This is a genomic window from Clostridium sp. AF29-8BH (assembly GCF_003478145.1).
GTDB classification, from domain to species: Bacteria; Bacillota; Clostridia; order Lachnospirales; family Lachnospiraceae; genus Otoolea; species Otoolea fessa.
Genome location: NZ_QUEL01000005.1, coordinates 34,810 through 48,395, shown reverse-complemented (window position 1 = coordinate 48,395; position 13,586 = coordinate 34,810). Strand labels below are relative to the sequence as shown.

At 49.1% G+C, this 13,586-nt stretch carries 10 protein-coding genes and 5 pseudogenes; 2 read left to right on the top strand and 13 right to left on the bottom strand.

Annotation, left to right across the window (positions count from 1 at the left end):
* Window positions 1-21: 21 nt before the first annotated feature.
* From DWZ16_RS05145 to cysK, 10 genes and pseudogenes are all read right to left on the bottom strand, one after another.
* Window positions 22-1,260 carry a peptidase U32 family protein gene (locus DWZ16_RS05145; RefSeq protein WP_118467416.1) on the bottom strand — a complete coding sequence of 413 codons (1,239 nt, stop codon included), beginning with the start codon at window positions 1,258-1,260 and terminating at the stop codon, window positions 22-24.
* A gap of 14 nt (window positions 1,261-1,274) precedes the next feature.
* Window positions 1,275-1,915, bottom strand: a pseudogene (locus tag DWZ16_RS05140) (O-methyltransferase).
* On the bottom strand, window positions 1,902-2,315 hold the full coding sequence (locus DWZ16_RS05135) for an aminodeoxychorismate lyase (protein ID WP_118522399.1): 414 nt from the start codon (window positions 2,313-2,315) through the stop codon (window positions 1,902-1,904). Before DWZ16_RS05135 ends, DWZ16_RS05140 begins: the two are co-directional and overlap by 14 nt.
* 30 nt (window positions 2,316-2,345) lie before the next feature.
* Window positions 2,346-4,012: pseudogene (locus DWZ16_RS05130) on the bottom strand (ribonuclease J).
* 34 nt (window positions 4,013-4,046) lie between these two features.
* Window positions 4,047-4,349: a DUF1292 domain-containing protein gene (locus tag DWZ16_RS05125; RefSeq protein ID WP_107001592.1), complete on the bottom strand. Its 303-nt coding sequence runs from the start codon at window positions 4,347-4,349 to the stop codon at window positions 4,047-4,049.
* Between the two features lie 56 nt (window positions 4,350-4,405).
* Window positions 4,406-4,843, bottom strand: coding sequence for a Holliday junction resolvase RuvX (gene ruvX, locus DWZ16_RS05120; protein ID WP_118293431.1), 438 nt, complete (start codon window positions 4,841-4,843; stop codon window positions 4,406-4,408).
* A gap of 107 nt (window positions 4,844-4,950) precedes the next feature.
* Window positions 4,951-5,214 (bottom strand): IreB family regulatory phosphoprotein, encoded by a 264-nt coding sequence (locus DWZ16_RS05115; protein ID WP_022359731.1) that lies wholly within the window; start codon window positions 5,212-5,214, stop codon window positions 4,951-4,953.
* A gap of 110 nt (window positions 5,215-5,324) precedes the next feature.
* Window positions 5,325-6,323: an ATP-binding protein gene (locus tag DWZ16_RS05110; protein WP_412694288.1), complete on the bottom strand. Its 999-nt coding sequence runs from the start codon at window positions 6,321-6,323 to the stop codon at window positions 5,325-5,327.
* Between the two features lie 5 nt (window positions 6,324-6,328).
* Window positions 6,329-6,493 carry a rhodanese-like domain-containing protein gene (locus DWZ16_RS16595; RefSeq protein ID WP_412694287.1) on the bottom strand — a complete coding sequence of 55 codons (165 nt, stop codon included), beginning with the start codon at window positions 6,491-6,493 and terminating at the stop codon, window positions 6,329-6,331.
* Window positions 6,494-6,765: 272 nt separating this feature from the next.
* Window positions 6,766-7,700, bottom strand: a pseudogene (gene cysK, locus DWZ16_RS05105) (cysteine synthase A).
* Between the two features lie 792 nt (window positions 7,701-8,492).
* On the opposite strand from cysK, the pseudogene DWZ16_RS05100 reads away from it, so the two are divergent.
* A pseudogene (locus DWZ16_RS05100) lies at window positions 8,493-9,250 on the top strand (tRNA threonylcarbamoyladenosine dehydratase).
* A gap of 126 nt (window positions 9,251-9,376) precedes the next feature.
* Here the strand turns inward: DWZ16_RS05100 and mtaB are convergent.
* Window positions 9,377-10,692: pseudogene (mtaB, locus tag DWZ16_RS05095) on the bottom strand (tRNA (N(6)-L-threonylcarbamoyladenosine(37)-C(2))-methylthiotransferase MtaB).
* 91 nt (window positions 10,693-10,783) lie between these two features.
* Between mtaB and DWZ16_RS05090 the strand changes: the two are divergent.
* Entirely contained in the window at window positions 10,784-11,014 is a 231-nt protein-coding gene (locus DWZ16_RS05090; RefSeq protein ID WP_022359725.1) for an HPr family phosphocarrier protein, read from the top strand.
* A gap of 154 nt (window positions 11,015-11,168) precedes the next feature.
* On the opposite strand, the gene thiI is transcribed toward DWZ16_RS05090, so the two are convergent.
* Both thiI and DWZ16_RS05080 read right to left on the bottom strand, forming a co-directional pair.
* A complete protein-coding gene (thiI, locus tag DWZ16_RS05085) occupies window positions 11,169-12,347 on the bottom strand; it encodes a tRNA uracil 4-sulfurtransferase ThiI (protein ID WP_117795086.1) in 1,179 nt (392 codons plus the stop codon).
* An 80-nt stretch (window positions 12,348-12,427) separates the two neighbouring features.
* Window positions 12,428-13,582, bottom strand: coding sequence for a cysteine desulfurase family protein (locus tag DWZ16_RS05080; RefSeq protein ID WP_118522398.1), 1,155 nt, complete (start codon window positions 13,580-13,582; stop codon window positions 12,428-12,430).
* Between the last annotated feature and the right edge of the window lie 4 nt (window positions 13,583-13,586).

The window sequence follows — 13,586 nt, the reverse complement described above, 5'->3', positions numbered from 1 at the left end:
GATGTCCATCCAGCCGCACCTTTACAAATCCAGCGCTTCGTCCTCACGCCGCAGGATATCCTGCGGCTTTGCCATACCGCCTAAGTCTACCCAGAGCTGCTGCTTCGGGTGCGGTGCGCTCTCCTGCGCGGTTCCATCCTCAGTAAAGATGCCTTTCACTTCCACACGCAGGTTACGTCCGTCCGGCTTCATGATCTCGATCGTCTCTCCCACGCTGAATTTATTCTTCTGCTCCAGATGAACCAGGCCATCCCCGCGCACAGCGCCGACCGTTCCCAGATAGGTGTACGGTTTTACATAAGTATTGCTTCCGTATACCTGCGACTCGGTACCCGGTTTATGGAAATAAAATCCAGTGATGTATTCCCGGTGGGTACATTTGCGGATCTCACTCTTATACCACTCCATCTTGGACTGGTATTTTTCCGGGCTTTCCAGATAATCGTCGATTGCGATTCGGTAGGTTCTCGCCACGGTTGCCACATAGAGTGCTGTCTTCATGCGTCCCTCGATCTTGAAGCTGTCGATTCCTGCTTCGACCATCTCCGGAATGTGCTCAATCATGCACAGGTCGCGGGAGTTGAAAATATAGCTGCCGCGCTCATTTTCATAGACCGGCATCCACTCGCCCGGTCTTGTCTCCTCCGCCACCGCATATTTCCAGCGGCACGGATGAGTACAGGCGCCCTGGTTCGCGTCGCGCCCCGTCAGAAAATTGCTGAGAAGACATCGTCCTGAATAGGAAATGCACATCGCTCCGTGGATGAAGCTCTCGATCTCCATATCCTCCGGAATATGTTCGCGGATCTCGCGAATCTCCTTCAAGGACAGCTCCCGCGCCGTTACCACGCGCTTCGCGCCCTGTTTATACCAGAAAAGGAACGTCCCGTAGTTTGTATTATTTGCCTGTGTGCTGATATGGATCTCCATCTCCGGGAGAATGCGTCTGGCAATCTCAAAAACACCCGGATCGGAAATAATCAGCGCATCCGGCTTGATTTCTTTCAGTTCTGTGAAATATTCTTCCACACCGGCTAAATCATCATTATGTGCAAAAATATTTGCTGTAATATATACTTTGACGCCGCGCTCATGGGCGAACGCAATGCCCTCTTTGATCTCTTCGTTCGTAAAATTCTTCGCCTTTGCCCGCAGACCAAACGCCTCGCCGCCCAGATAGACCGCATCGGCTCCGTAAAGGACCGCCGTCTTGAGGACGTCCAGGCTGCCCGCCGGGATTAAAAGTTCCAGTTTTCTCATGTTTTTCCTTTCTTTTATCGCTTTACACTTAACGCCACGCCATCCCCGATCGGAATGACAGACGTCTCAAATTCTTTCATGTGTGTCAGTTCATATAAATAATCGCGCATCCGCGTGTGGATCGTCCGGTTGCGGCGCTCGACCGCATAGCGGGATTCCACGATATCGCCGTCCTGTAAGACATTGTCCGACAGAAGAACGCCGCCGGACGGCAGCAGACGCAAAATCTGAGGCAGCCAGTGCATATACTGCCCCTTAGCCGCATCCATAAATATAAAATCATAAGGCCGGAAAGCGTCCCCAGTATCTCTTCCGCATCGCCTTCCAGTAAAGTAATGCACGGCTCTTTTCCTGCCCTTTCAAAATTGCGCTTGGCAATCGGTATTCTTTTTTCGTACTTCTCAATCGTCGTGATCCGGCAGTTTTCCGGCATCACACGGCTCATCAGTAAAGCCGAATAGCCCACAGCCGTTCCTACCTCCAGAATCGACTGCGGGCGCTTGAGAGCAATCAGTGTTTTCAGAAATGCGGAGGTCTCCCTGCGGATGATCGGCACGCAGTCAGCCAGCGCTTCTTCCTCTATCGAGTCGAGCAGCGGTCCGTTGCCCGCGTCCAACGACTGGATATAGGCGGTAATTCTGTCATTTACTATCACTTTTATCCTCCTCCGGGCTGGCGGCAGAAGCTGCCGCCTCATCCATCTCCTTCAGCATCTCCAGAGAAGTCTGGGCGGTGCTGAACTGATAGGTTCCCGGATATATCTTGTATTCATAAATCTTTGCCTGCAGCACAAAGACCACGCGGCTTTGAATCAAACCGACGCGTTCCAGCGCTTCGCCTGCCTCGGAGGTGCTTTCGCTTTCCTCGATGGTAACCGTTCTCATTCTTCCCGGCTCTGCCTCAACTGCGGTCGGGTTAAATATCTCATGCCCCAGCCAGTAGCCCTTCGTTACGCCCTCATAGAGCAGAAACAGTGTCAGTACCAGAAAAACGATCCGGAACACACTGTCCAGAATTGATACTGCGATATGGGGTTCCCCAGATGTCCGGCTCATATGCCACCTCCGTGCTGCTTTTGCAGTCTTCTACACTTCCATGATGATCGGAAGAATCATCGGATTTCTCTTCATCTTCTTCCATAGGAAATCACTCAGGCTGTCGCGGATAATGTTCTTGATCTTGCCCCAGTCGCTCACGTGCTTCTCAAGACAGCTTTGTACGGCTTCATCCACGATTCTCTGTGCCTCTTCCATCAGATCCTCGGACTCACGCACATAGACGAAACCTCGGGACACGATATCCGGTCCGGCTAAGAGCTGGTTGCTGTATTTCTCCAACGTCAGTACCACAATAATGATACCGTTCTGTGCCAGGTTCTGGCGGTCGCGCAGAACGATATTTCCGACATCACCGATGCCCAGACCATCGACCAGGATGCCGCCCGCCTGTACATGGTCGGCAACACGGTAGCCCTCGTCCCCGATCTCGATCACATCACCTGAGCGCATCAGGATGACATTTTCCTTCGGAATGCCCATTGAGATTGCCAGGTTGCGCTGCGCCATCAGGTGGCGGTATTCACCGTGTACCGGAATCGAGAATTTCGGACGAACTAAGGAGTACATCAGCTTGATCTCCTCCTGGCAGGCATGTCCGGATACGTGGGTATCCTGGTTGATAACCTCTGCGCCCTTCATCGACAGCTCGTTGATAACTCTTGCAACGGCTTTCTCATTGCCCGGAATCGGGGTGGAACTTAAAATAACCACGTCGCCCGGCATAATCGAAACCTTCTTGTGCAGGTCTGCCGCCATACGGGACAGTGCCGCCAGAGACTCGCCCTGGCTGCCGGTCGTGATAAGGACGGTATCCTCTTTCTTATAATTTTTCAGATGTTCAATGTCGATCAGTGTATTTTCCGGAATATTAATGTATCCAAGTTCGCTCGCCGTGCCGATGACATTGACCATGCTTCGACCCTCGACCACTACCTTACGTCCATAGTGGTATGCCGTATTGATGATCTGCTGGACACGGTCTACGTTGGAAGCAAACGTCGCAACGATGATCCGGTTGTTCTTGTGCTCTGCAAAAATCGAATCAAAGGTCTTGCCGACGGTGCGCTCCGACATCGTAAATCCCGGACGGATCGCGTTGGTACTGTCACACATCAGCGCCAGCACGCCTTTCTTTCCAAGCTCGGCAAAACGCTGCAGATCCGCCGGTTCACCGAATACCGGTGTGTAATCGATCTTGAAGTCGCCGGTGTGGACGATAATACCAGCCGGGGAGAAGATCGCAAGCGCCGATGCATCTGCGATACTGTGGTTCGTCTTGATAAACTCAATCCGAAAACATCCGAGATTGATGGACTGTCCGTGCTTTACGACCTTGCGGCGGACGGTCTTCATCATATTATGCTCTTTTAATTTATTCTCAATCAGTCCGATCGTCAGTTTGGTGCCGTATACCGGTGCCGGAACATCGCGGAGTACATACGGCAGCGCGCCGATATGGTCCTCATGTCCGTGCGTGATCACAAAGCCCTTGACTTTGTCAATGTTGTTCTTTAAATAGGATACATCCGGGATAACCAGATCGATTCCCAGCATATCGTCGCTCGGGAATGCCATACCGCAGTCTACTACAATAATGCTGTCTTCATATTCGAGGCAGTCATATTCATACCGATCTGTTCCAGACCACCGAGCGGTATGATCTTTACCTTATTATGATTTGTTTCCTTTTTCAATCAATGCACCTCCAAAAATTCGATTTTTAGATTTTTATTCGATATCAACGCCCAGATCGCTCATCAGCTCCGCAAACACCTTGGACATGTACTCCAGTTCTCCGTCATCGTCCACAAATTCGTAAGCTGCTTCTGCATCCTCCGGCTTTGATGTATCTCTCAACAGATAGCACTCTCCATCGCCGTCCTTCGTATCACTTGCCAGCAGATAGGACTCGCCATTTAACTTTGTCTCTTCCAGGACATACAGCTTCACTTCCTCGCCGTTCTCATCCCTCAGCGTGATGCTGTTTTCCATATTATTCAGTTCATCTAACATTGAATCCAGGTTTCCCATTCTATGATTCTCCTTCTATTCTTTATTTTCAATCATTGATTTTTATCACTGATAATTTATTCTTCCGCTTTTCCTTGTGCCTGTAAATCCAAATATCCCTGCAAAATCAATACTGCCGCAATCTTATCAATCACGCTCTTCCGGTTTTCCCGGCGCACTCCACTCTCGATCAGAATCTGCTCCGCCGCATTCGTCGTCAGGCGCTCGTCCCACATAACGACCGGAAGGTTCGTCCGCCGTTCCAGCATCTCTTTAAATGCCAGCGTCTTTTCAACGCGCTCTCCCAGCGTATTATTCATATTTTTAGGATACCCCAAAACAATCGTCCCAACCTCGTATTCCCGGATCAGCTCTTCAATCCGGGCGCAGGTCTGGCGAAGTTTGTTCTCATCCTTCCGTGTGATCGTCTCAATCCCCTGTGCTGTAATGCCTAACGGATCGCTGACTGCCACTCCCGTGGTCTTCGATCCAAAATCAAGCCCCATAATTCTCATATTCTATTTTCTCCATAACAAAACAAGCTGGCAGCCCGTCAGATATTGGACTGTTGTCGCCAGCTGTTTACTCTTCCGCTTTTTAATTGCCGTGCTGCATCCACTCTTTACTGAAGCTTCGTCTCAATATATACCTTCACAAGCTCTTCCAGAATTTCGTCACGCTCTACCTTCATAATCAGGCTTCTGGCACTCTTGTGGCTGGTAATATAGGTCGGATCTCCAGACATAATATATCCTACAATCTGATTGATCGGGTTGTAACCCTTCTCCGTCAGCGCTGTATATACCTGTTCCAGAACCTGGCTTGCCTCCAGCTTCTTCTCTTCCTGTACTGCTCTAAAAAACTGTGTATTGCTGATATCACCCATTTTGTCTTCACGTCCTTTTAAATACCCGCCACGATTTGCCACTCTGCTGATCCATGCGTGCAGGTAAATTACTCTTTTTTATTTTACTCTACTTTACCCCATTCGGCAAGTTATTTTTTATCATTATAATCATCCAGGAAATTGTATGTCCAATCGTCCTTGTGGTAACCGATCACAGTCTTTAAGTTGATATTGTGGACACTCTTAAAGATATTTTTCTCGATCACATCGCTCTCCTTGCGGAAATGGGCGATCAATTCCTTCATCTCATCGCGCTTAGAACCGCGTCCGCCTCCGCAGCTCACGCAATTTTCAGTAAAACGGCACGCGCACTGTATAAACTGCAATCCGTTGTAATCGCGCCACGCCTTGACCGCATCTTCCTTGATAAGGTACATCGGGCGGATCAGCTCCATGCCCTCGAAATTCTGGCTGTGCAGCTTCGGCATCATCGTCTCAATCTTGCCGCTGTACAGCATTCCCATGAGGATCGTCTCGATCACATCATCAAAATGATGTCCCAGCGCAATTTTATTGCAGCCCAGCGCTTTCGCCTGTGCATAGAGGTGACCGCGGCGCATTCTGGCACAGAGGTAGCACGGATTCTGCTCGATCGTCGCCACCGTGTCAAAAATATCGCTCTCAAATACCGTCAGCGGAATGCCGAGAAGTTTCGCATTGTCCTGGATGATCTTCCAGTTATCCGCATTGTAGCCCGGATTCATCACTAGAAAAACGGTTTCAAACTGGAATTTTCCATGTTTTTTCAATTCCTGGAAAAGTTTCGCCATCAGCATGGAATCCTTGCCGCCAGAGATGCAGACTGCGATCTTGTCGCCCTCCTGAATCAGATCATAGGTGTTGAGCGCCCGCGTAAACGCCCGCCAGATCGGCTTGCGGAATTTCTTTATAATACTCTGCTCAATTCTCGCCCGTTTTTCCTCTCGATCCGCCTCGGATTCTTCACCCACGAAGCGGGACAGGGAGAGGCGCAGCCACGCGCGGTAACCGCCGTCCACATTGACCGCGTCAAATCCGTCCCCGGTCAGACGACGCACCCACTCCTGGCTCTTCTCACCGGTATGGCACATCACGTACACTGGATGCATTTTGTCTAACCTGGCTGTTTCTTCCTCATACTGCTCTTCCAGCCGGAACGCCGGGAGCTTACCGCCCCCGGAAATGTTCCGCGCATATACTGGTCCTGCGGGCGGATGTCCACGATCGTCTTCTCCGCATCCTTTAACGCTTCCAGCTCCTCAATCGTAATCGTTTTCATTGTATATTCTCCTGTATCCGTTATTTGCAAAATCCTCTTTAAGAAATAAGACACAATTCTCATGAAATGAAACAAAAGCACAGGATCCGCTCTGACAGTGCTCTGCCAAACAAACGGGTCCTGTGTTTTCTGCTGCTTTGTTACCGTTCACGCGCACGTAACCAGTAACTCATTTTCTATTAATTATAACACTCTCCCCGCATTCTGGGAAGTCCTATTTCTATAATTAGTCTCTTAGTCATTACTGTTCACGCATACGTGCCCAGTAACTCCTAGTCCTCTGTAAAGAGTGGTGTGGAATAATAGCGGTCACCACTGTCTGGAAGAATCGCTACAATGGTTTTCCCCTTATTTTCCGGCCGCTTTGCCAGCTCAATCGCACCATGCAGGGCTGCTCCGGAGGAAATGCCGACTAAGATGCCCTCTTTGTGTGCCAGAAGTTTTGCTGCTGCAAATGCATCCTCATTCTCCGCCTCGAAAATCTCATCATAAATTTTAGTGTTCAGTACATCCGGTACAAATCCGCGCCGATACCCTGAATCTTGTGTGCGCCGCCCTTGCCTGTCTTTAATACCGGGGAGGAAGCCGGCTCCAGCGCTACGACTTTCACATTCGGGTTCTGGGATTTTAAGTATTCGCCGGTACCTGTCAGAGTTCCGCCGGTACCAACGCCTGCGATCAGGATATCAACCTTTCCGTCGGTATCATTCCAGATCTCCGGACCAGTGGTTGCTCTGTGAACCGCCGGATTGACCGGATTGACAAACTGACCGGCTAAGAAGCTGCCCGGTGTCTCCTTTGCCAGCTCTTCTGCCTTCTCGATCGCGCCCTTCATGCCCTTTGCGCCCTCAGTCAGGACAATCTCTGCACCGTACGCTTTCAGAATGTTGCGGCGCTCCACGCTCATCGTCTCCGGCATCGTCAGGATGATGCGATATCCCTTCGCTGCTGCGATGGACGCCAGACCGATACCGGTATTGCCGGAAGTCGGCTCGATGATGACGGAACCCTCTTTCAGGACACCTCTCTTCTCTGCATCCTCAATCATGCCTTTTGCAATACGATCCTTCACGCTTCCAGCCGGATTTAAATACTCCAGTTTTACCAGAACCGTTGCTTCCAGTCCCAGCGCTTTCTCAACATTCACAACCTCAACTAACGGTGTGTTTCCTACCAGTCCCAGTGTTCCCTTATAAATGTTTGCCATGATGATTTCCTCCTGTATCTGTGATGATTTTTATATTTTTTAATTTTTATATATTTCTATAGATTCTTCTTTTTTCCAGAACTCTTTTCCAATTTGAAAAACTCGCTTCAAAATGATTTTTATATTTTTTAATTTTTATATATTTCTATAGATTCTTCTTTTTTCCAGAACTCTTTTCCAATTTGAAAAACTCGCTTCAAAAGAAGTTTAAAATGCGAAAAGAGCCCATCCTCTATACACATTTACCGCCGTCCAATCCAGCTTTTCTGCCGCCTGTCCTGCTTGTTTTTCTGTGTACGCGGATGCGCTCTTTCTATATCCTTAACCCTTATGAATAAAAAGGTTCACGAAACCCGTTTTTCCCGGAAACCTCGCTTACCGAAGTCCAGCCTTCTGGTTTTCGCGTACACAAATGCGACAACAACATCGATCCATACAAATACAACCATTGCTGCAACACATCATATTCATCCCAAAACCATTGACTGCTTTCATGATCTTCACTCCTTTTCTTTTTCCTATCAGCTTAGTAGGCATATTATCACTTTATGCAATATCTGTCAACCTTTTTTTGATTATTTGTTACTGTTCACGCATACGTGCCCAGTAACGATTATTTGCACACTTTGTTACGTTTCTTCATGTCTTTCTTGACAAACGCAGACCGCACCTTTACAATAAAATACCGAACTGATGGGTAAAAAACGTTCAGAAACAGAGCCTGCTATTATTTAGTATAGCACAGTTGTGACTGTGAAGCTACTGACAGAATATATTACAAGGGAGTATCATATGTTAAATTCATTTTCCAGAACTGAACTTCTCCTCGGCAGGGATGCCATGGAGCGTTTATCGAAAGCCCGCGTTGCCATCTTCGGCATCGGCGGTGTCGGCGGCTATGCGGTGGAGGCGCTCGCGCGCAGCGGCGTCGGCACGCTTGATCTCATCGACGATGACAAGGTCTGCTTAACCAACATCAACCGTCAGATCATCGCAACCACCTCCACCATCGGAAAGTACAAGGTCGATGTCGCTGAGGAACGCATCAAATCCATCAACCCGCATGCGGTTGTCCACACCTACAAGACATTCTACATGCCGGATACCGCGAAGGAATTTGATTTTTCCCAGTATGACTACGTGATCGACGCAATCGACACCGTAACGGGAAAACTGATGCTGGTAGAACAGGCAGAGGCAAGCCACACGCCGATCATCAGCTCGATGGGTGCCGGAAACAAGCTGGATCCGGCTGCCTTTGAGGTAACTGACATTTATAAGACTTCCGTCTGCCCCCTCGCGAGGTCATGCGGCGTGAGCTAAAAAAACGCGGAATCAAGAAACTGAAAGTGGTTTATTCGAAAGAGAAACCCTTGACTCCGGGCGATGATATGGCAATCTCCTGCCGTTCCCACTGTGTCTGCCCGCCGGGAACCGCCCGTAAATGTACCGACAGACGGCAGATTCCGGGTAGTATCTCGTTTGTACCATCAGTAGTGGGACTGATTATTGCCGGGGAGGTTATTAAGGATCTCGTCGGGGTTCATTGATTGCTTACTGGTTAATTTATTAAGTCGATATATTCTATTTATGTCATTTTTTGAAATTTTATATGTATGTAAAAAACCAATGAATCCCATCTTGGGGGTATCATTGGTTTTTTCGTTTACGGTCTTCTATTCACTTTCCAGTAAAAGCACCTCTTCATTCAGTGCCTTCGTGAAGATTCCCTTCACCGTCTTATTTTTTAATCCTTCTTCGTATGGAACGGCACCTTTGACGTACTGGCGGGTGTGTCCCATCATGTATTTGGTTCCGTCGATCTCGATGGGTTCTTCGAGAAGGATTTCTTCTTCAGTTCCGAGGAAGCGCCCGCGGTATTCTACGGACTGCTGTTTTTCCAGTGCCAGCAGGATATCGCTGCGGACAGATTTGGTTCCTTCTGATACCTGATCCGGCATATCGGCGGCGCGGGTGCTGCGCGGCGGGAGTATTTGAATATATGCATCTCGTAGAAATGGATCGTTTTTAAGAAGCGCTCTGTTTCAGCAAATTCTTCTTCGGTCTCACCCGGGAATCCTACGATGACATCGGTCGTGATCGCCGGATTGTCAAATTCTTCCCGCAGAATTTCACAGCACACCTGGTATTCAGCAGCATTGTAGCGGCGGTTCATGCGCTTTAAGGTCGCGTCACAGCCACTCTGGAGTGACAGATGGAAGTGCGGGCAGATGGTCCGCAGACTCGCCAGCTCTTTGGCAAATTCGCGGGTTACGATACGTGGTTCAAGAGAACCAAGGCGCAGGCGCTCAATGCCCGGAATCTGGTCGAGACGTTTGATTAAAGTCAGCAGATTTTCTTTCTGCTCATCCTTGAAATCGACACCATAGGAGCTTAAATGGATACCTGTCAAGACAATTTCCTTGTATCCGGCTTCCGCAATCCCGCGCACCTCGCGCTCGATGTCCTCCGGGCGGCGGCTGCGGACGCGTCCTCTCGTATATGGTATAATACAATAGCTACAAAACTGGTTGCAGCCGTCCTGTACCTTGATAAAGGCACGCGTATGGTCAGCAATCCGGCGGATATGGAGTTCTTCGTATTCCTGTGAATGTCCGATATCCAGAATCTCACCGCTATTTTCGTGATCTGCAAAATAATCATCCAGAATCTGTACCAGATCTTTTTTCTGGTTATTGCCGACGATCAGATCGACCGCCTCATCTTTTTTTAGCTCCGCGCCTGCTGCCTGCACATAACAGCCGACCGCCACAACAGCCGCCGACGGGTTCATTTTCTTTGCCCGGTGCAGCATCTGGCGCGATTTCCGGTCGGCGACATTTGTCACGGAACACGTGTTGATAATATAAACATCCGCTCCTTCCCGGAACGGCACAATCTCATATCCTGCATCCTCTAAGAGCTGCTGCATGGCTTCCGTCTCATATGAGTTCACCTTGCAGCCCAGATTGTGGAATGCCGCTTTTCTCATTTTTATCTCCTTTAAATTGAATCCTCTCTTGACTTTTGTCAGATTACTTTGTAGTATAAAAGTATTATTGTAGATAGAGGAGGTTTTTTTCATGAAAACAGTTCGTATTTCTTTAAACTCGATCGATAAAGTTAAATCCTTCGTCAACGACTTAGCGAAGTTCGACGTAGATTTTGACCTTGTTTCCGGACGTTATGTGATTGATGCTAAATCCATCATGGGTATCTTCAGTCTGGATCTGTCCAAACCGATTGATTTAAACATCCATTCTGAGAACCAGATTGACGAGATCTTAACGACACTGGCTCCGTACATTGTATAGCAACCATTAGAACGATCGAGATGGTTCTGTTTGAAACGAAAAAAACCGCTGTTAAGCAACGCGCTTTGCAGCGGTTCTTTTTTAGATTTGGAAGAACGGCTCCAGCGGCTTCTCTGGATTATCGTTGTTCCTCCAAATCCTCTATTTTATATGACTAGCACCGGATAACCTCAACCGTATCGATCGCCTCTTTTACCAGCGCATCTATCTTCTCTTCCAGATTGCGCTCGGATTTTTCAATCAGGTGCAGGACCGGCTTGGTAACCGGGTGTTTGGCTACGAAGATGGTGCAGCAATCTTCATACGGCTCGATCGATGTCTCGTAGGTACCAATTTTCAGGGAAATATCGACGATATCCTGTTTATCGAAACCGATCAGCGGGCGGAAGACCGGAAGTGTGCAGACTGCATTGGTAACCGCCAGGGAATGAACCGTCTGGGATGCTACCTGACCGATGCTCTCGCCGGTGATGAGTCCGAGACAGTCGTCTTTCTTCGCCAGCTCTTCCGCAATCTTCATCATGTAGCGGCGCATGATAATCGTCAGCTCCTCATGCGGGCACTGCTCGTAGATGTAGAGCTGGATGTCTGTGAAATTGACTACATTTAACTTGATCGGACCTGCGTATTTTGCTACCTGTTTTGCCAGATCGACTACTTTCTGTTTTGCGCGGTCGCTGGTGTATGGCGGTGCATGGAAATAGGTTGCCTCAATAGTAACGCCGCGTTTTGCGATCATGTATCCGGCTACCGGGCTATCAATGCCGCCGGATAAAAGCAGCATCGCGCGTCCATTGGTTCCGACCGGCATACCGCCCGGTCCCGGAATCACCAGAGAGTATACGTTGATACGTTTTGCACGCAGTTCCACATTTAAAAGAACATCCGGATTGTGTACGTCTACCTTTGTCTCCGGGAATGCGTCCAGGATGACCTCACCGAGATCGCGGTTGACTTCCTCGGAGGTATGCGGATACTGTTTGTTTGCACGGCGGGTGTTTACCTTGAACGTAAAGTGTTTATCCGGATATGCTTTGTCCACATACTCAACAATCTTCGCTTTCAGATCGTCGTAACCGTTGTCCTCTAACTGGACCATCGGACAGATCGCCGCAATACCGAATACCTTTTTCAGTGCGTCGATGACCTCATCGTAATCAAATTCTTCAGCTGCGGTCGCATAGATACGCCCTGCCTCCTTGGTTACGGTAAATTTTCCATCGAGACGTTTTAACGAGTGATGGATGTGGGACACCAGCGCGTCCTCGAATACATAGCGGTTTTTACCTTTCAGGCCGATCTCCGCATATTTAATCAAAAATGTATGAAACATGGAATTTCCTTTCTACAGCAGGCTGTCATTCTTCTGCTTTCCCACAAAAAAACTGAACAGCCATTCTTTAAACAGCCATTTTATTTCATCTGGTAACGGCGAAGTACCGGAAGCAGCTCTCCCAGAACGCCGATCGCATAGTCTACTTCTTCCTCAACATTCAGATCGCCCAGACTGAACCGGATCGTCGAATCGAGAAGTTCTTTTTTCACGCCGATTCCCTTTAAAGTACCACTGATGCCCGGATGATTGGACGAGCAGGCGGAACCGGACGATACATAAACCCCTTTGTCCTCCAGTGCGTGGAGAAGTACCTCGCTGCGGACGCCCTCAAAGCTTGCGCTGACGATCTGCGGCGCGTTGGTGCGATCCTCACTGCCGTTGATGGTAACGCCGCCGAGCGGTTTCAATCCCGCAATCAGGCGTTCCCGGAGTGTATACAGCTTTTCAATGCGCGCATCAAAATCTTTGTACGCCTCGCGCGCTGCCACGCCGAGTCCGACACACCCCGGCACATTTTCCGTACCGGAACGCATGCCCTTCTGCTGGCCGCCGCCAAACAGAATCGGGCGGATCTTGACACCGTCGCGGATATAGAGAAATCCGACGCCCTTCGGCGCATGGATTTTGTGTCCGCTGACAGAAAGCAGGTCTATTCCCTGTTTTTTCGGACGGATCTTATATTTTCCGTATGCCTGGATCGCATCAACATGGAACAATGTCTTCGGATTTTTCTTCTTAATGCACTGGCTGATCGCCTCGATCGGCTCTACTGCTCCGACCTCGTTATTGACGTACATCACAGACACCAGGATCGTGTCCTCGCGGATAGCTTTTTCCAGATCCTCCAGAGAAATATGTCCCAGATGATCGACCGGAAGATAGGTCACCTCAAAGCCCATCTCCTCCAGAAATGACATCGTATTGTAGATCGACGGATGTTCCACGCCGGTCGTGATAAGATGTTTTCCGGCTCTGCGGTTTGCCAGCGCCGTGCCGATCAACGCCGTATTGTTCGACTCTGTTCCGCCGGAAGTAAAGAGAATCTCCTTCTCCTGCACTTTCAATGTATCCGTGATCGCCTTCTTTGCCTCGCGAATCAAATTTTCTGCTTCCACACCTTTTCTGTGCTTCGCCGCCGCGTTTCCGTAGTTGACACACATCGCATCAACGACCGCATCCTTCACGCAGTCCAGCACCTTGGTGGTAGCTGAATTATCAAAATAGGCTTCCATTTTT